Below are 16,837 nucleotides of genomic sequence, written 5' to 3'. Positions count from 1 at the left end.
TGGCGGAAGAATCTTTTCGGGCTATTTCGTCGGCATCGGGGCCGGGCGTCGGCCGCCGAGCAGCGCCAGCAGACTGACCATGACCAGCCCCAGAGTGCACAGCTCCAGCTTGTCGGCGAGGGTGGCGGCGTTGGCCACCACCCCGAACGCGGTGTGCCCCACCAACGCCCCACCGGCCAAGCAGAGGCTGTGCCGGTCCGTCCACCCGCCGCTCCCCGTCCACCGGCGTACCAGCCACCCGGCCAACACCGCGCCCAGCATCGGCGCTGCCACCCAGCCGCCGTGGGTGAAGGCGGGCTGACCGGCCCCGCCGAACGGGAACAGCAGCGCCAGATACCCGAACCCCGCCAACAGCCCGAAGACCCCCACCACCGCGGGTCCGGGAACCGCCCCGACCCGCGTACCGTCCACCGTCGATTGGAAGGCAGCGGACGCTTCGGGCGCAGTCGGCGCTGCGGGTGTAGCGGACGTCGCGGGCGCAGGGGACGCCTCGCGCGCACCGGGCGTTGTGGGGGCAGTGGGCGGGAGTACGCGCAGGGCCACCACTGCCAGCAGTGCCACGGCGGCCACGCACCCCGCCAGCACCGCGACCGGTGCCTGGTAGCCGGGGTCGATGGAGGTCGCCACGGTCCCCCGCAGCAACAGCCCGCCCAGCACGAACACCACTCCGGCCACCACGACCCCCGTCCGCTTCAGGTACGGCCGGTCGCGCAGGGACGGGAACGCCAGATCGGCCAGGAGGATCGGCAGCGCCACGCTGAACACGGCGTGGTAGGGCAGGTTGAGCTCGGCATAAGCGCTGTTCAGCCCGAGGAACCTCGGCGCCCACCCGGCCACCCCGTACATGGTGGGGCTGCTGAGCGCCTGCAACACCAGTCCCTCCTCGACGATGCCGTACGCCAGTCCGAGCAGCAGGATCGACGGCCAGCCTCCGCGGCGCCGTCGTACCAGCTCCCGGATCAGCACCGTGCCGGCACCGTAGATCGGGATCCACAGGAGCATCAGCCAGATCTGGCTGAGCGGCGGGTTGCCCAGGGTGAGCTCGGCGATGACCGGGGTGATCACCGCGAGCAGCAACGCGGCGCGTCGGCCGCCCTTTGGTACGTCGGGTGCGTTCATGGGGCCAGCGTGCCGGGCGGTGGGAGCCTGCCTCTGCTGGCGGACGGCCGGAACGTGGCCAGCCCAGGTTGCTTCCGCCAGACACTCCGGCCACCTCTTGGTGACTTTGGTTGTGGTCCACGGGTGACCTCGGTTGCTTACGCGAGGCTCCGAGGCGGGCTACGATCGGCGGTTGTGTTCCTGACCAGCGCGGATGAGGTGCGGATCCGCTGGATGTGGTCGCGGGGCGGCTGGGCCGTGGGCCTGGGCGGGTTCGTGCCCGCGCTCGCCGGAGCGGTGGCGGTGGTCTGGGGGGATCTGGCGGGCGGTCCGGGCTGGTACCTGGTCGCCGACCTGGTGGGTGGCGGGCTGGCCTGCGCGGGGGTGTGGCTGTGCCGAAGGTGGCCCGTGTCCGCGGGGCTGGCGGTGATCGCGCTGTCGGTGCCCGCCGCTTCGGCGTCGGTGGCGGCGGGGATTGCCGCGCTGATCGCGGCCCTGTATCGGCGGCCGCGCGTGGCGATCGCGGTGGGGGCGGCGGGGTGGGGGCGACGCTGGTCAGGTTCGCGTTGCGGCCGCCCGGGCTTGCGCCGTATCCGGTGTGGGCGCTGGTCGGGGTGCTGTTCGGGGTGGCGGTGACTGTGTGGGGGATGCTGGCGCGCACCCGCCGGGAGCTGGTGCGGTCGCTGGCCGAGCGGGCTCGCCGGGCGGAGGCCGACCAGCGGCTGCGCGCCGAGGAGGCCTGCCGCGCCGAACGGCTCGGGATCGCCCGGGAGATGCATGACGTGCTCGCTCACCGGTTGTCGCTGCTGGCGGTGCACGCGGGGGCGCTGGAGTTCAACGCGGACGCGACGCCGGGCGAGGTAGCGGAGGCGGCCGGGGTGATCCGGTTGAGCGTCCGCCTGGCGCTGGAGGAGCTACGGACCGTCATCTCGGTCCTCCGCGATCCAGCACCACCGCCACCATCGGACACCGGGTCGCCGTCGGGCGGTGGGGTGGATCTCGGGGCGCTCGTGGAGGAGTCGCGGCGGGCCGGGATGCGGGTTGAGCTGCGCGATCAAGGGGTGCGCCTGTCCGAGGTGCCGGATGCGGTAGGCCGCGCCGCGTACAGGATCGTGCAGGAGGGGCTCACGAACGCGCGCAAGCACGCGCCCGGTCAGCCCGTCACAGTGCTCGTGTCGGGCACGAGGGGGGCCGAGCTGGTGGTCGAGGTGCGTAACCCGCTTCACAGCGGACCGGCCGCCCTCGCGGGGACCGGGGCGGGGGCGGGGCTGGCCGGGCTGGCGGAGCGGGCGTCGCTGGCCGGTGGCCGGTTGGAGTGCAGGGAGACGGCGGACGGCGGGTTCCGGCTGGCGGCCCGGCTACCGTGGCCGCGGTGAGGGCGTGGCTACGCCGCGGTGAGGGCCTGGCTAGCATGGCCCAGGTGAGAGCAGACGCGAGCGTGCCGATCCGGGTGCTGATCGTGGACGACGACGCCCTCGTACGCGCCGGTCTGACGTTGATGCTCAAAGGCGCCCCCGACCTGCACATCGTCGGCGCGGTAGCTGACGGCGGCGAGGTGGAGAGAGCCGTGGCCGAGCACGGGCCGGACGTGGTGCTCATGGACATCCGGATGAACGGCCTCGACGGCATCGAGGCGACCCGGCTGCTGCGGGCGCGGGCGGGGGCGCCCGAGGTGGTGGTGCTCACCACGTTCGACGCCGACGAGCTGGTGTTCAGGGCGTTGCGGTCGGGGGCCAGCGGGTTCCTGCTCAAGGACACCCCGCCGGAGGGCATCGTGGACGCCGTGCGGAAGGTCGTGGCGGGGGAGCCGATCCTGTCGCCGAGCGTCACGCGCAAGCTGATCGCCCACCTGGTGCCCGAGGAGGAGAGCCGACGACGTACCGACGCCCGTCAGGTCCTGGCGCGGCTGAGTGAGCGGGAGCGCGAGGTGGCGCTGGCGGTCGGCCAGGGGAAGCCGAACGCGGTGATCGCCGGTGAGCTGCACATGAGCGTGGGCACCGTGAAGGGGTACATCTCCCGCATTCTCACCAAGGCGGCCCTGGACAACCGGGTTCAGCTAGCCTCATCGTCCACGACGCCGGGCTAGGGTAGAGGCCCGGAGCGTCAGCTCGATCGGGTGGATGCGCTGGCCTCCCAGAGCCTCAGCGTGCCGGTTATCTCGAAAAGCGGCTGCGGTTCCAGGAGGACCTGCTGCCGCTCATCAAGGCGCGTATGGACGCTGCTGCCGGCAGGACGGATCCGAGGGCCCGCGCGGTGATCGCGACGGTGTTCACGTGCCTGGACGCCGCATCAATGGCGTGGGTCGACAACGACGGCAAGGGCGACATCATGGATCTGTACGACGAGTGCCTGGCTGCAGTGCGCGGCTGACCCGCAGCGACCAGCCAGCCCGGAGACTCTGGACCGACAGCGCCACATTCCTCGGCCTGATCCGTATCACCAGCAGCGCTGGGATCGGTCAGCACCACCCCGGTGAACGTTTCCGGTCACGGCACTGGCCAACCAGGATCAATCTCACCGGGACTTCCTGTACCTCAACTACTCACGCCCGTTGATGCTGGCATCGCAGCGTCCCAGGCGCCCTCTTGGACAAGGGCGTCGAAGAGGCCGGTCTTAGGTCGTAGGGGCGAACAGTCCTCCCGCCGTCCGCTGCGGGAGGGGACCGTTCAGGGACACTTTCATCTTCACACCGGAGGGGAACAAGCGCCGCCCTGCCACTGGATGACCCACGGCCAGGCCGCAGCCACTATGCCCCGTCGACGGCTACGTTCGGTGGTCCTGCAGGCCCCGCCACATCGAACACGCGAGGTCGCCAGTGCCGCCCCCCTACCTGGGCGTCGCAACAACAAACGACCACGAGGCTCCGACCAGCAGCCAGCCTCGGCTCCAAGGCCAACTAGCTGTGAAAGGCACAGTCCACCGGATCAGAGAAGCGCCGCTATCTCCGGCCAGGAGTAGAAGACCTCGTCGGGTGGCACCTCGCCCGTGAGGACTCCGCCGAGGGAGGCGTAGAAGCGGCGGGCACGTTCGTTGACGGCCCGTACCCGGATCGCCAGCGAGCCGAACCCGTCGGCGGACAGATCGGCCGCCGCCGCCCGGAGCAGAGCGCGGCCATGGCCATGGCCCTGATGGCCGGGACGGACCGCGAGGGCGTAGATCTCGGCGTCAAGGCCGAGCTCCGGATCCGCCGGGCCGCCCATGACCAGACTGATGACCGTCCCGTCCGGCAGTTCGGCGATCCTGGTGTGATGCGGCCGAGGCCGTTCGGCCGCCTCCCCGAGGAGATTCCGGCGCCAGTTGGCGGCGGATTGCTCGTGGGTGACGTCGAAGTCCTCAAACTCGGCGAACGCGGCACAGGTGACCTCGGCCATGACATCCGCGTCGGGCGGGAGGGCGTACCGGATCGGCATGAGCGGAGACTACGGCAAGAAGGGACTGCGCTGACGGCTTCTTCGAGGCCTACCTGGAGGAGAATGTCCGTCGCGGGGTATCGGTCTGGGCCAGAGTCGGGCCGGACGCCGAGCAGCGCGCGGTGCACAGCCTCCGTGATGACCTCGCATCCAGTCGGTGGGCCGAACGCAACCGAGACCTCGTCGATCTCGACGCGGCAGAGCTTGGCCTTCGCCTGCTGATCGCCTGAACCCGCCACCGGCTCGCACCGGTCAACGGTCCTTGAACCCCGAAGCCCGGTTAATTGATCTAGGTACCGCCGGCCTGGCGACTACGCACAGGCGTAACGGCCCGCGAGATTGGTAGGCGCCCAAGGGCCTGGATTCCGCGCACGCCTATCTGCTGGGTATCCCGCAGCCGGTCATCGAACAAGTCGCACACCAGGTGCTTCGCTGCCGACCCTGGCCACCAACTCGGGTCCGAAGCTCTCCACGAACCCATCGCTGCTGCGCAACGCGAAAGTTCTCTCCAGCGTCACCAGATCAAGCTTCTCGGCCGGCTTCAGAACCTCTTCGGCCTCCTGGACCAGGAGACGCACACGTTCGCGCAACTCCAAGGCTCACGGCGTGGGCACCAGCCCTCGCCCGGCCCGCACCAGCAGCGGGTCACCCGTGGCTCGCCGCAGCCGCACCAGGACGCGACTCATCGCAGAGGGGGCTGAGTGCAAGCCGTTCTCCCGCCAGCGTCACGCTGCCCTCCTCGAGCAAGACATTCAGCGTAACCAGTCGGCACCGCACTGGGCCCCTCCATCGGGGGACTTCTGATCGCCGGCTTCGGCTGGCGCGCGATCTTCCTCGTCGGCGTGCCACTCGGCCTTCTCACGCTCGCGCTCACCATGCGTGTCCTGCCCGCCCCTCCTCACCCACTACGAGTTCCGCACGCCGCCGTTTCGACATCTCGTACACCGTCAGGATGACGCGGCAGTGCGGTAGTGGTAGCCGCACAGTTCGGTGAAGCCCATCCGTTCGTACAGCCGGAGAGCCGGGATGTTGTCGCGCTCCACCTGGAGGTACATGCGGTCCGCTTCGTGTGCGCGGGCCCAACTGGCCAGCGCGGCGAGCACGCCGCGGGCCGCGCCCTTCCCGCGCGCCTTGGGAAGTGTGGCCATGCCGAACACTCCCGCCCAGCCGGTGTCGGCGACCGCGCGGCCCACCGCGAGGACATCCTCCCCGATCATCGCGCAGGCGTAGGCGGACGGCCGCTCCACGCGACCGAGCATGTCCCACTCGGAACGAAAGCCGCCACCATGCACGGCGTGCCAGATTTCAAACCATGCGCGTGTCGGGCGGTCGTCCAATCGAACCCGCGGTGAGGCTGCCAGCGCCCGTTCTAGGACACGCGCGGTCGGCGCCACCTGCAACGATACCAAGCTCTGACGGCGGTAGCCGCGCTCCGCTAAAACTGTGTCGAGCCCTTCTAAACACGCTCCCGGGCTGATCTGAAACCGGGCGGCCGCGCCGTGACCGGCGTAGAACTCCTCCGCCCCAACGACCCTGCGCGCCAGTTCGCCCGGCCTGGCATCACCATGCGGCAGCACCGTTCCCACCCACCAGGCACAGCTGGGGGCATGGCGAAGCCACCACCCGTCAACATCCTCGACGTGCTCGGCCGGAAGAGCCCGGGCCGCCCTTTCCTGCAGTCCCCTCACCGTTTCCGAGCCGCTCACGGCAGACAACGCCGACACGCGCACCCCCCTCCAGAACCGGCAAGCATCGGACACCTACAGATCCTGGCGTACCGACGACCTGACAGTCACGCCCCGCTCCCAGCCCCCTCCTCGGCTTCGACAATCTGCTCGGCTTCGACGACGAGCTCCTCGCTCCACAGCCGCCGCATCTCCGGGCAACTCCGCAGCAGCTCACCGAGGGGGCCCCGCCCGGCGACCCGGCCACGGTCGAGCACGACGACCTGATCGGCCCGCTCCAACGCGGCCCTCCGGTGCGACACCACCGCCACGAGGCCCGACGACCGTGTCCAGCCCCTCCGGCATCCCGGCCAGGTCCTCATCCAACGCCGACAGCCTCAGCGCGCGGTCAAGACGGGCGCCGGGCCGACAGCAGCCGTGGAACCTGGCTCGCGTACGCCACGCGGTCCGGCACGAGGAACGTCCCCGGGTCGTCGACGCGCCTGCCATTCCAGCTGATCGTCCCAGCGTCCACCGGCACCAGACCGAGCAGGGCGCGCACCAGAGTGGTCTTGCCCGAACCGACGGCGCCGGTGACCACCGTGAACGACCCCCGCCTCACCCGCAGATCGACCCCGTGCAGGCCGCGGCCGCTCCCGCCGAAGCGCACGGTCAGCCCCCGCGCCTCGATCACCTCCAGCGCGTCGCCGCGCTCCGGCGGCGACGCACTCACGGGAGGAGGTTCCAGACGCCGGTGTTCCGCGACAGGTCGCGGGCGTCCTCGTGCGAGGCCATCAGCCGGCCGAGCCGTTCGGTGGCGACCGCGGCCTGCGGCAGGCAATAGAGGATGACGCCGATGGTGCGCGGCAGCGCCGTCAGCCAGCTGACATAGCTGGTGAACAGCGCGAGATCGCCCACCGTGAAGTCACCCCGGCGCATCGCCGACGCCGCGAGCAGCAGAACGAGCCCGACTCCGATCTCGACGGTCGTGCCCGTCGCCGCGTCCAGCAGGTCCGTCGCCAGCCGGTCCTTCACGGCCGCGTCACGCCGTCTCCGGTTGTGCGCACGCAGGCGCTCCAACGCCGCCTCTTCCGCGCCCGCGGTCTTGATCGCCAGCACGCCACCGAAGACCTCGCCGATGTACGCGGTGACGGCCGCGCCGAGCACCCGGGCACGCAGGTGCAGCCGCCGGACCACCTCCCTCATCGACCGGCTGAGCACGCCGATCGCGATCATGGGAATCACCAGCACCAGCGTGATCACCGGGTCGATCGACGCCATGATGACCAAGGCGGCCGCGCCGAAGAGTGTGGCGCCGGCCAGACCGACCGACTCGTCGGTGAGCTCCACCACGTCGCTCACGTCATCACGGAACCTCGCGACCGACTCCCCCGGCGAGTGCGGCAGCCGGGTCGCGGCGGGCCCGCGCGCCGTCAGGATCGACCGGAGCACGTTGGCCCGAAGGAGCGTCGCCGCGGCGTCCGCGAGGTCGTCGACGCCTTCCTCGCCGCCGCCCGCGGAGGCGACTTCGATGGGCTGGTAGCCGTACTCGACCCGGGCATCGTCCTCCGGGTCGACGAGGGCGCCGCGCCCGCGGCCGGCCTGCGGGAGGTTCGCGGTGCGGCCGCCGTGGCCAGGCAGGCGCTCAGCTTCCAGCGGTTCGCCCAGCCGGCGCTCGTCAACGGGGCCGTCGGATTGGTCACGGCGCTCGATGGGCGGCCGATGGCGGTCATGGGCCTGACCATCAACGACAGGAAGATCGTCGCCATGGACATCCTCGCTGACCCCGACCCGTCTTCACCGGCTCGACCTGGCTGCCCTGGACGACTGACCGGCCTGCCCGTACGTGAGCGGCCCGGCACGGCATCCGCGGTTCCCGGGCCGCTCACGTACGCCTCCCGGCCCGGGTGGGTCCTTCGCTGAGGGTTTTGGGCTCACATGTTGATTTGTCTCCTACCGAGCGCCTTTACAATGTAGATTTCTATTAGGATAGCGGTGATGAACGCCCCTGCCGTGCCCGAGCGGCTTCCCGACGCGCAGCCCGCGCCCGACCCCTACTTCGTGTACCTCGACGCTCTCCAGAGCCCCGAGTCCAAGCGCACGATGCGCGGCTGCCTCGACCGCATCGCCCGGCTCATCACCGATGACCCCCAGGCCACGGGGGCCGGGCAGCCGTGGGGGCTGCTCCGCTACGAGCACACGGTGCGGCTGCGGACGCTGATGCGCGAGCAGGGCTGGTCCGCGGCGCACGTCAACAAGCATCTGGTGGCCCTGCGCCGGGTCCTGCAGGAGGCCTGGCGGCTCGGGCTCATGACGGGCGAGGAGTTCCAGCGGGCCGCCGACCTGCCGTCGTACAAGCACACGCGGGTTCCCGTGGGGCAGCACGTCCCACCGGAGGTCCTCGAGGCCGCGCTGGAAGCCTGCGAGGACGACCACTCCCCCGCTGGCAGGCGCGACGGCGCGATGCTCGCGGTCCTCTACTCCACCGGATGCCGAAGGGCCGAGCTCGCCGCACTGAAGCTGAGCGACTTCGACCGGCCCGCCAGATCACTGCGGGTCCGGGGCAAGGGCGACAAGGAGCGCCTGGTCTACCTGACCGCCGAGGCGGTGGAGCGCGTGGAGCTCTGGCTGTCGGAGCGCGGGCGCGAAGCCGGGCCGTTGTTCTGCCCCATCAACAAGGCCGGGCGGCTCCGGCTGTCCCACATGACCGGCCAGGCGATCGCCGACATCGTCTCCCGCCGTCTCACCCAGGCGGGAGCGGCGAAGAGGACGCCGCACGACTTCCGCCGCACCTTCATCGGTGAGTTGCTCGACGCCGGGGTGGACCTCGCGACGACGCAGGCCCTGGTCGGCCACGCCTCCCCCGCCACGACCGCCCGCTACGACCGGCGTCCCGAACGCCGCCGCCGCGAGGCGGTCGACCGCCTCAAGATGCCCGGGACCACCCGGCCGCGCTGATCCGGTAGAGGACATGGCGGCGCAGCGGGCTGCCCTCCGGCAGCACCGGGTGGTCGAAGTCGCCCGCCGCGTCGCGCGTCATGCCGATGCGGCGCATCACCGCCTGTGAGCGAAGGTTGTCCGTGGCCGTGAAGGACACGATCTCCGCCAGGCGCAGCCTCCCGAACCCGTCGTCCAGTACGGCTCTCGCCGCCTCGCTCGCATAGCCGTACCCCCACGCGGCGCGGGCGAGCCGCCAGCCGATCTCCACGGCGGGCGTGAAGTGGGCGGTGAACCGGGGGACCGACAGGCCCGTGAACCCGATGAACGTCCCGGCCGTCTCCACGGCCCACAGCCCGAACCCTCGCTCGTCGAATCTCGCCTCCGCCTGGTCGACGAAGGCGTCGCTCTCGGCGCGCGAAAGCGTGGCGGGGAAGTGCTCCATCACGGCGGGGTCGGCGTTCAGCGCCGCGAACGGCTCCCGGTCACTCCCCCGCCAGCGCCTCAGCACCAGCCGCTCCGTCCTGATGACCATTGTCCGCGTCTCTCTCATGCCGTTTCGCTCGCACAGGGCCAGCTACCCCGCACCCGTTGACCGGGACACGATACGGGGGCTCGGACGGCCGTCTCCAGCGAATTTGCGCCCCCGGCCCAGGGGCGCGAATCAGCTCGGAGGGGGAGACAGGCCCGCCGATTATTGTCCGGCAGGCCTGCCTCCCTCATCTCCAGGTGGAGGTGAATCTCCAGGTCGGAGGGAGGCCACCTTGGCTGCCCTGTCGGCCCCCGTACACCGGGCCGCCCCAGCCGTCGGAGGCGAACAACGCCTCCACGGCGACCGCCAACCGGGCCGCCGACCTCGCCAGCTTCGGATGCTTGCGGACCTTCTCCTTGTCCGAGGCGTTCTGCGCCTTGTTCATCAGCTCGGTCGCCATCAGCAGATCGAGCAGCTCCAACGTGTCGTCGACCGACTTGCCCTCCAGATGCCGCACCGTGGCCAGCAGCGTCGCCAGCCGCCGGCCGTCCGGGTGACGGCGCAGCGCCGAGGCGTCCGCCCGCATCCCGTACCTGGCCAGTTCCCCCAACCGGCGCGGCGGCACCAGCCCCTCGGCCCCCAGCTCCGCCAGCTCCAGGTTCCCGATCTCCGCCACCTGGTCGAGGGCCTTGATGATCGTCGGACCGGACGCCCGCGGCGCCACTCCCTTGCGCCACCGCTCCAGATCCGACACCCGCGACCCCGCAGGAACCTCCAGCAGTTGGTCCAGGACATACCGCTGGCCGACCGTCAGCAGCCCCTCCAGCACACCCCACAACCGCTTCGTCGTGTCGTCCCGCACCCTCGCGACCAGCCGGGCCAGCGTCGTCACGCCCGGCAGCAGCACCTTGCGCTCCCGCAGCCACCCCACTCCGTCAGTGAAGATCGCCTTCGGGCCGTCGCCCGACGTCCACGACCGGGCCGCCACCCACGCCGCGAACTCCCCCTCCGCGTCGGTGAAGTCCCTCCACCCGTACGCCCGCCGGATGTCCCGCTGATGATCGAACGGCGTCTCCCGCCGCTCGGCGTACCGCTTCACCTGCGAGGGGTCTTCGATCTCCAGCTGCTCGGCTACGAACTCCAGCACCGCACCCGGCACATCCAGCGGGTCCTCAAGGAACGTCCCCAGCCACCGCACCGTCACCAGTTGGAGCGCGAACCCGAGCCTCATGTGCTGAACGCGCCGCTGCGCAATCTGCGCCCGGTCCTCGTCGTCGAGAAAGAACACCCGCTCCAGATCCGCCCGCGACGGCGGCCCCGCGAACCGCCCGTACGCAGCAGCCTCATCATCCGTCAAGAACTCCACCGGCATGCCCGCAAAGTAGGGCCAACCGACAGGGTGGTCGCCCACAGCGATCAAACCGTTACAAGGTTCCCGCCTATTCGACGCCCCACCCGGATCGGAACGGCGAGTGGCGGTAAGCCGCGCCCCGACGCCTCGCTAACGCCACTGACCGTTCCGTTGCTGCTCGACCCCCTACGCCTATCGCCGCGCTCCGGGCGGGAGAGGAGGGTTTGCCGTCTGCGCAGCGTGCCGTGAGAGGTAGGAGGGCAGGCCACCGTCGGGGCATCGGCCGCGGAGGTGACCGCACCCCGTTGGCCGGTTGCGGACAATTCCCGTCTGCGCCTACCCGAGGGGTGTAATCGACCCTTTGCGGTACGTAACGTCAATGCCGGTCCGGTCTGTGCGGGACCGGCCGTGATGGAGGTAGCACATGCCATATCCCACGCGCGCGGAGCGACTGGACCGCATACGGGCCACCCTGCAGGGCCGCCCGGCCACCGAACGCCTCGCCCACCGGGCAACGCCGCCCCCGGCCGTCTTCTTGCTGGTCGGGGTGATGCTGCGCGGCGCCGCGCGCCTGGAGGCCGGGCTGGAGCTGACCGAGCTCGAACAAGAACTCGTCGACATGCTCCGGCCACTGGCGGACGACGACGAGGAGGTCCGTGCGTTCGGCCGCACCTTCACCGAGGAGAACACGGCCGGCACCCGCCAGATACTCTCCGCCACCGTGGCCGATCGCCCCCTCGCCGAGGGCTACACACAAGACGACCTGGCCAAGGACATCGCCGCCCTGGGCGAGGAACTCCGCGCCCTGCCCAACGTGAACTTCGTGAACATCGACGCCCTCGCCGAGGACGAGCCCCTCGACAGCGAGGACTTCCTCCAGGCCATGGCCGACTACGGCTACGGCGTCACCGTCGTCGGCAGCTCCCGCTCTGACACCGCGACCCCGGTCTCGCCCCCGCCGATAGACCTGAGACTGGACCTGCAACGGTTCGAATGCCGGCGCAGTACCGGAGACACAGTGTTCGGCCCTCAAGACGAGATCTACTGGGCCTACGCCTCAGCCAACGAGGCCGCCAGGAACAAGTGGAACAAGACGCGGGAGTACGGCGACGTCCAGACCGGTTCGGTGCGCGTGTTCGACGCGGGCACCACCCTGTTCAACGGCCGGGTCGGCAACAGCCTGCCCATCCACATCCAGTGCTGGGAAGCCGACGACAGCCCCTCCTCCTGGCACAACAAGCTCGTCGAAGACCTGAAGAAGATCGGCGACAAGCTGCAGCAGATCGCCTACCAGTTCAAGGACAATCCCGCCTGGTACTGGGAGGGCAGCGGATCGGACATCGGGGATTACCTCACTGTCATCACCGCGCTCGTCCAAGCGCTGATCGAGTGGTTCCGCAACGACGACGACCTGGTGCAGAATCGCACCATCGTCTTCAGTCGGCCCGCGCTTGCCGCGCTGGCCAACCGCCCGGGCGCCACCGACCACTGGGGCTTCAACGGCATCGGCCGTTTCGATCTCCACATCCGCCTCACCCTGCCTGACGAGGAACGGCTGCGCCTGACCACTTCCTCCAACGCCAGCACCTGGAGCCAGGGCGCGCTGCTGCCCACCGCTACCGCTCGCACGGGCGCCGCGCTGGCTGTCTTCGACAACAAGCTGTACTGCGCGCACACCAGCGGCGACTTCCAGCAAATGTGGTGGTGCCACTACGACGGCACCAACTGGAGCGCCGACACCCTCTTCCCCGGCCCCCTCAGTAATGCCGCGCCCGCACTGGCCGCCTACGACAACAAGCTGTACTGCGTCCACCGTGGCAGTAACGACAACGAGCAGCTGTACTGGTCAACCTTCGACGGCACCAGCTGGAGCGCCGACACGCCAATCGGCGGCCACGCCAGCCCCTCCGCGCCGGCGCTGGCGGTTCTCGGGAACAACCTGTACTGCGTCTACCGTGGCCAGGGCAACGGCCATCTGCATACGGTGTACTACAACGGCAACGGCTGGTACCACGGCAACGCCTGGGGCCAGAAGAGCGCGGACGGTCCGGCACTCGCCGTGTTCCAGAACAAGCTGTACTGCGTCTTCCGCGGCCCAGACTCCGACGAAAGACTCTACTGGGCGCGCCGCAACACCATGGGCGGCGGCAGCTGGAGCAGCCCCGCCCCATTGGGCACCCACAACAGCGCCGTCTCACCATCCCTGACGGTCTTCAACGACGGCACCGGCGCCAAGCTGTATGTCGTCCACCGCGGCAGCTACACCAATCGCAACACCAAGCTCTACTGGTCCAGCTTCAACGGCACTAGCTGGAGCACCGACACCCCCTTCAGCCCCGCTGTCACCTCCGTCGAACGCCCTGCCGTCGCGGCGTACGACGGCAAACTCCACGTCGTCCACCGCGGCGGCGGCCTGCTGTAACCATCTAAGAAATATCCCTTGAGTTCGTCTGAGCCTCTTAGGGACTGTACGGTTTTCGGTCTGCGCCGTGAGGCGCTGTGATTCGAGTGGAGGTGAAAGACCTTCGCCGCCTGCCCTGACCGCGTTCGACAGATACCTCCACACGATCATCGTGCGGGGAGGACACGAAGCCCGCGAGGACGGATCATCCGCGATGGAGGCGCAGCACCTCCTGCTGGCGATCGCCGCCGAGCAGGAGCCCGCCACACAGGAGGCGCTGACCTCGGCCGGGCTCGATCACTAGGCGATCCGCGACGCGCTGGACCGGGAGTTCGAGCACAGCCTCAGGGCCGCCGGAGTGTCCCATGCCGCCTTCGACCTGCCACGGCCGACCTACGCCCCGGACCGGCAGGTGGGCGTGGGGGCGTCGGCCAAGCTCGCGCTCGAACGAGGCTTCGCGTCCGTGACCCGCAAGAAGGACCTGCGGCCGGCGCATGTGCTGCTGGGAATCCTGCAGGCCCAGGTCGGCACCGTGCCGCGCGCGCTCGTCCTGGCCGGCGTCGACCAGGCGGACCTCACGGCGCGTGTGAGGCGAACGCTCATCGGCGACGGCGAGCTGCCGACTCCAGAAAACCCGGATGACCTCAACAGCCCGGATGAGGGGTGAGCCGATGACGACGGCCGAGGAAGTCGTGCTCGATGTCGACGGGCTGCGCATGCGGTACGGCACCACCGACGTCCTGCGCAATGTCACGTTCCAGGTGCGCCGCGGGGAGGTGCTGGCCCTGCTGGGGCCCAACGGGGCGGGCAAGACTTATGGCTGATCAGTCGGGTTAGTACGTCTATTCCGCCCCCTCGGGATAAACACGCTTCCCGCTTCTCCGGCGGCCCGCCTTGGTCCGCTGCGCCGTCCCCTGAGGCTCCTCGTCCCTGCGGCCTATGTCTCCATGTCAGGGTGGGGTCACTGACTGATGCGTCCACATAGATTGTCCCCCTCAGTAGGAAGTCGGACTCACGAAGTCAGGCAAAAGATAGGCCATCCACCTACTAGGGCAGCCATACGGCGTCTGACACTCCTAGATCGATAATCTTTTCGCCCATGTGTCGCCGGTGCTGCCCGGGAACGGAGCGGAAATGGGAAGGTGATCGTTCCTAATTCCTTCCGGCAATTGAGCGCTTAGTGTGGGTGTGTCGTGCGGGTGGTCCATTTGCTTGGCACTCACAGCATCCTCACTCGCATTAAGCGAAGAAAGGTGTGACTCGACCTTAAGCCTCCGATTAGGACCCTGGCTTAGGTAGAAGGTCACCGATAGTGCTCCGCTCAAGGTCCGGCCAACTGCTATCGATACGGATCTCGTCGCCTCTATTGCCACTAACGAGATGTCTCCAACGAAGCATTGGACCGCACGCCGGTACCAGCGCCAAGACTTCGCGAGTAAGCACTGAGTTTCCCGCCTGACATTCCTCGATAATCATGCGTGTTTGGGCCGACCATTCCCGTGGGTCAATGATGACAAAAATTAATGCAGACACCAGCGACCGATTGCCATGAACAAACACATTCTGAACCCATTGCCCGGTTATGGAACTTACAGACACCCAATTAAAACTATAGGATGTTTCAGCAGGTCTTTGTGGAGGGAAGTTTCTGTTGACCCTCACAACACATAGCCGTCTTCCCGGGGAAAGAGCTGCTTGTCCGACGAAAGAAGCAGGCTTCCGCTGGTACAGACTTTCTCTTCCTGGATAGCTAATCCATGAGAGCTGACTAGAATTCTTCGGCACCAGCAGATCGCGTAGATCGTCCCGATCTGCAAGGGTATTCTCGGTCAACGTGGCCAAACCGATCACCAGGGCGAGGAAAGCGAGCACGTTTGCCTGCCCATGCGGAATCAAACGACGTAACCGAGAGAGCTGTGGTTGCTCACTCTCGATCCTGGCCAAGGCCGCTGCAAGATCGGCTTGCGTTCTAACGAGATCTTTGATCGTTACGAGGAGTCGTTCCCGCTCGGCGCGTTCTAGTTTGGCATTTATGAGCCACAGAGCAGCCAGCGACTCACGGACAACCTCCGGCCCGTTCATGAAGCCACAGACCCAACAGCGCTGCGACGCTCCGGGGATGCCACCCGGCGGCCAGTCATCCGGTTCGTGCTTCAGCAGCGATGAGGTGGCCTCGATCTCTACACCAGGCACATGAGAGTGACAGCGAGCACAGAGGATCCACAGGTCCATTGGATGAGTATCGTCCAGGCGGTGAAGGAGCGCCATGGGCACGCCAGGTCGGCGGGTTACAAGAGACGGCTAGAGGGGAGCAGGACGGACCAACCAAGGCTGTTCTCCCCGCCACTTTGGGAACAGCTCGCTCGTTCTCCAGGTGACGCACACCCAAACTACGGGAGACCACGTGGACTGGACGATAATTATCAGTTCAGCAAGCGCTGCGGCTGTTGGAATAGCCGGCGGTACCTGGATGACCTGAGGGCCAAAGCGGGTAACGACGGGCCGCCCGACCTGCCGTAACGGGATTCGTTGGGTGCGGTGAGAGCGGAGTAGCCAGCGCAATGGCGAAGCCACCCGTTAGGGCCGCTTGCGGTTGGGCCGGTGGCGGAGCGGGGTCGCGGGTCGGCGGGGACGGCGGCCGGTGTGGGTCGCACCGGGAAGGCGTGCCGAAGGCTCCACTTCGAGTGATCGGTGTGGGGGGTTGGTGCGGTGGCCAGCCTCGACGGACGCCGGGGCGGGATGCGGAGAGACGGAGGGACAGACGGCGGCAACGGCGGAACGCGGGCACGGGGAACGGAAACCGAACAGGGACAGATCGCGGCGCATGGCGGAGAAAGCACACGACCCCTCGCAGGACGGCTTAGACGCCTATGCGCGTGCTCTGGTGGCGACCTGGCCACCGTTGACCGATCACCAGCGTGACCGGCTCGCACTGCTGTTGAACAAGTAGCGGAACCACCTGGGGCACCTGCGCCGTGAACGCTGGCGGGGATGCCCCTTCGGCGTTGCGGTCACGCCGCTTGGGCGGGTACCGGCGCGAAACGCACGCTGTCCGGGTCGATCTCCCCACCTGCGGGCCGTCCCCGGACCGGAAGCAGCGTCACTGTCACCAACAGGCGCACGATCTCACGCCTACGGCCCAACGTCAGGCCCTTCCACGTCCTGGCGGGGTCGTCGGTGGTCGCGAATTCGGCAAGCGGGCTCTCGGCCGTGGCGCTCTTCAGTTCGGCGTGGATCTCCGAACGGCGCTTGTCGATCTCCGCTTGGGCCACTTCCGCAACGGTCGTGCTGAGCGTGCGGCGCGCGACCGACAGACCTAGCTCGACCTCGCTTTGGTTGAGCATCGCCAACTCTTCGCGGAGCGCGGTCACGTCCACGCTGGCGTCTACGCCGGGAAGCAGATCGCTCACGTCGTCACGAGACAACCGGGCAAGGATCACCCGTTGCACGAACGTGTCAACCATGTCCGCGTTACGCGAGCAATGCCCCTTGGTGCGGCACCGG

The 16,837-nt window shown here is 68.6% G+C and carries 21 protein-coding genes; 10 read left to right on the top strand and 11 right to left on the bottom strand.

Annotation, left to right across the window (positions count from 1 at the left end; all coding sequences use genetic code 11):
- Positions 1-21: 21 nt before the first annotated feature.
- Positions 22-1,119: a hypothetical protein gene (locus tag ABH927_RS00710; RefSeq protein WP_370017431.1), complete on the bottom strand. Its 1,098-nt coding sequence runs from the start codon at positions 1,117-1,119 to the stop codon at positions 22-24.
- A 174-nt stretch (positions 1,120-1,293) separates the two neighbouring features.
- Between ABH927_RS00710 and ABH927_RS00705 the strand changes: the two genes are divergently transcribed.
- The 4 genes from ABH927_RS00705 to ABH927_RS00690 all read left to right on the top strand — a co-directional run bounded on the left by ABH927_RS00705 (position 1,294) and on the right by ABH927_RS00690 (position 3,468).
- Complete coding sequence (locus ABH927_RS00705) at positions 1,294-1,734, top strand: hypothetical protein (RefSeq protein ID WP_370017430.1); 441 nt, start codon at positions 1,294-1,296, stop codon at positions 1,732-1,734.
- On the top strand, positions 1,695-2,474 hold the full coding sequence (locus ABH927_RS00700) for a sensor histidine kinase (protein WP_370017429.1): 780 nt from the start codon (positions 1,695-1,697) through the stop codon (positions 2,472-2,474). Before ABH927_RS00705 ends, ABH927_RS00700 begins: the two co-directional genes overlap by 40 nt.
- Positions 2,475-2,518: 44 nt before the next feature.
- Positions 2,519-3,184 (top strand): response regulator, encoded by a 666-nt coding sequence (locus ABH927_RS00695; protein ID WP_370017428.1) that lies wholly within the window; start codon positions 2,519-2,521, stop codon positions 3,182-3,184.
- Between the two features lie 125 nt (positions 3,185-3,309).
- Positions 3,310-3,468, top strand: a complete 159-nt coding sequence (locus tag ABH927_RS00690) for a hypothetical protein (RefSeq protein WP_370017427.1) — start codon at positions 3,310-3,312, stop codon at positions 3,466-3,468.
- A 554-nt stretch (positions 3,469-4,022) separates the two neighbouring features.
- Here the strand turns inward: ABH927_RS00690 and ABH927_RS00685 are convergent.
- The gene (locus ABH927_RS00685) at positions 4,023-4,508 is read right to left on the bottom strand and encodes a GNAT family N-acetyltransferase (RefSeq protein ID WP_370017426.1); all 486 of its coding nucleotides are present in this window, start codon (positions 4,506-4,508) and stop codon (positions 4,023-4,025) included.
- Between the two features lie 599 nt (positions 4,509-5,107).
- Complete coding sequence (locus ABH927_RS00680) at positions 5,108-5,215, bottom strand: LysR family transcriptional regulator (protein ID WP_370017425.1); 108 nt, start codon at positions 5,213-5,215, stop codon at positions 5,108-5,110.
- A gap of 69 nt (positions 5,216-5,284) precedes the next feature.
- On the opposite strand from ABH927_RS00680, the gene ABH927_RS00675 reads away from it, so the two are divergent.
- Positions 5,285-5,464: a hypothetical protein gene (locus ABH927_RS00675; protein ID WP_370017831.1), complete on the top strand. Its 180-nt coding sequence runs from the start codon at positions 5,285-5,287 to the stop codon at positions 5,462-5,464.
- Here the strand turns inward: ABH927_RS00675 and ABH927_RS00670 are convergent.
- The 4 genes from ABH927_RS00670 to ABH927_RS00655 form a co-directional block, all read right to left on the bottom strand.
- Positions 5,456-5,755: a GNAT family N-acetyltransferase gene (locus ABH927_RS00670; RefSeq protein ID WP_370017424.1), complete on the bottom strand. Its 300-nt coding sequence runs from the start codon at positions 5,753-5,755 to the stop codon at positions 5,456-5,458. The two genes, ABH927_RS00675 and ABH927_RS00670, sit on opposite strands and share 9 nt — an antisense overlap.
- A 545-nt stretch (positions 5,756-6,300) precedes the next feature.
- The gene (locus ABH927_RS00665; RefSeq protein WP_370017423.1) at positions 6,301-6,495 is read right to left on the bottom strand and encodes a hypothetical protein; all 195 of its coding nucleotides are present in this window, start codon (positions 6,493-6,495) and stop codon (positions 6,301-6,303) included.
- Between the two features lie 86 nt (positions 6,496-6,581).
- Entirely contained in the window at positions 6,582-6,905 is a 324-nt protein-coding gene (locus tag ABH927_RS00660) for an ATP-binding cassette domain-containing protein (protein ID WP_370017422.1), read from the bottom strand.
- Positions 6,902-7,624: an ABC transporter transmembrane domain-containing protein gene (locus ABH927_RS00655; protein WP_370017421.1), complete on the bottom strand. Its 723-nt coding sequence runs from the start codon at positions 7,622-7,624 to the stop codon at positions 6,902-6,904. Before ABH927_RS00655 ends, ABH927_RS00660 begins: the two co-directional genes overlap by 4 nt.
- On the opposite strand from ABH927_RS00655, the gene ABH927_RS00650 reads away from it, so the two are divergent.
- Together ABH927_RS00650 and ABH927_RS00645 are read left to right on the top strand one after the other, a co-directional pair.
- Positions 7,571-8,095, top strand: a complete 525-nt coding sequence (locus ABH927_RS00650; protein ID WP_370017420.1) for a hypothetical protein — start codon at positions 7,571-7,573, stop codon at positions 8,093-8,095. The genes ABH927_RS00655 and ABH927_RS00650 overlap by 54 nt on opposite strands.
- 75 nt (positions 8,096-8,170) lie before the next feature.
- Positions 8,171-9,130 carry a tyrosine-type recombinase/integrase gene (locus tag ABH927_RS00645; protein ID WP_370017419.1) on the top strand — a complete coding sequence of 320 codons (960 nt, stop codon included), beginning with the start codon at positions 8,171-8,173 and terminating at the stop codon, positions 9,128-9,130.
- On the opposite strand, the gene ABH927_RS00640 is transcribed toward ABH927_RS00645, so the two are convergent.
- Together ABH927_RS00640 and ABH927_RS00635 are read right to left on the bottom strand one after the other, a co-directional pair.
- Positions 9,099-9,644 carry a GNAT family N-acetyltransferase gene (locus ABH927_RS00640; RefSeq protein ID WP_370017418.1) on the bottom strand — a complete coding sequence of 182 codons (546 nt, stop codon included), beginning with the start codon at positions 9,642-9,644 and terminating at the stop codon, positions 9,099-9,101. The two genes, ABH927_RS00645 and ABH927_RS00640, sit on opposite strands and share 32 nt — an antisense overlap.
- Positions 9,645-9,828: 184 nt before the next feature.
- Complete coding sequence (locus ABH927_RS00635) at positions 9,829-10,938, bottom strand: DUF4158 domain-containing protein (RefSeq protein ID WP_370017417.1); 1,110 nt, start codon at positions 10,936-10,938, stop codon at positions 9,829-9,831.
- A gap of 418 nt (positions 10,939-11,356) precedes the next feature.
- Between ABH927_RS00635 and ABH927_RS00630 the strand changes: the two genes are divergently transcribed.
- The 3 genes from ABH927_RS00630 to ABH927_RS00620 all read left to right on the top strand — a co-directional run bounded on the left by ABH927_RS00630 (position 11,357) and on the right by ABH927_RS00620 (position 14,157).
- On the top strand, positions 11,357-13,354 hold the full coding sequence (locus ABH927_RS00630) for a hypothetical protein (RefSeq protein WP_370017416.1): 1,998 nt from the start codon (positions 11,357-11,359) through the stop codon (positions 13,352-13,354).
- Positions 13,355-13,691: 337 nt separating this feature from the next.
- On the top strand, positions 13,692-14,000 hold the full coding sequence (locus ABH927_RS00625; protein WP_370017415.1) for a hypothetical protein: 309 nt from the start codon (positions 13,692-13,694) through the stop codon (positions 13,998-14,000).
- A 4-nt stretch (positions 14,001-14,004) separates the two neighbouring features.
- Positions 14,005-14,157, top strand: coding sequence for an ATP-binding cassette domain-containing protein (locus ABH927_RS00620; RefSeq protein ID WP_370017414.1), 153 nt, complete (start codon positions 14,005-14,007; stop codon positions 14,155-14,157).
- Between the two features lie 454 nt (positions 14,158-14,611).
- On the opposite strand, the gene ABH927_RS00615 is transcribed toward ABH927_RS00620, so the two are convergent.
- Entirely contained in the window at positions 14,612-15,565 is a 954-nt protein-coding gene (locus tag ABH927_RS00615) for a hypothetical protein (RefSeq protein WP_370017413.1), read from the bottom strand.
- Between the two features lie 779 nt (positions 15,566-16,344).
- The gene (locus ABH927_RS00610; RefSeq protein ID WP_370017412.1) at positions 16,345-16,797 is read right to left on the bottom strand and encodes a hypothetical protein; all 453 of its coding nucleotides are present in this window, start codon (positions 16,795-16,797) and stop codon (positions 16,345-16,347) included.
- Positions 16,798-16,837 lie beyond the last annotated feature (40 nt).

The organism is Planotetraspora sp. GP83 (assembly GCF_041262585.1).
In the GTDB taxonomy this organism is placed as follows: Bacteria; Actinomycetota; Actinomycetes; order Streptosporangiales; family Streptosporangiaceae; genus JAOEGB01.
Note: the sequence above shows the minus strand (reverse complement) of the source record. Positions and strands in the feature narration are given on the sequence as shown.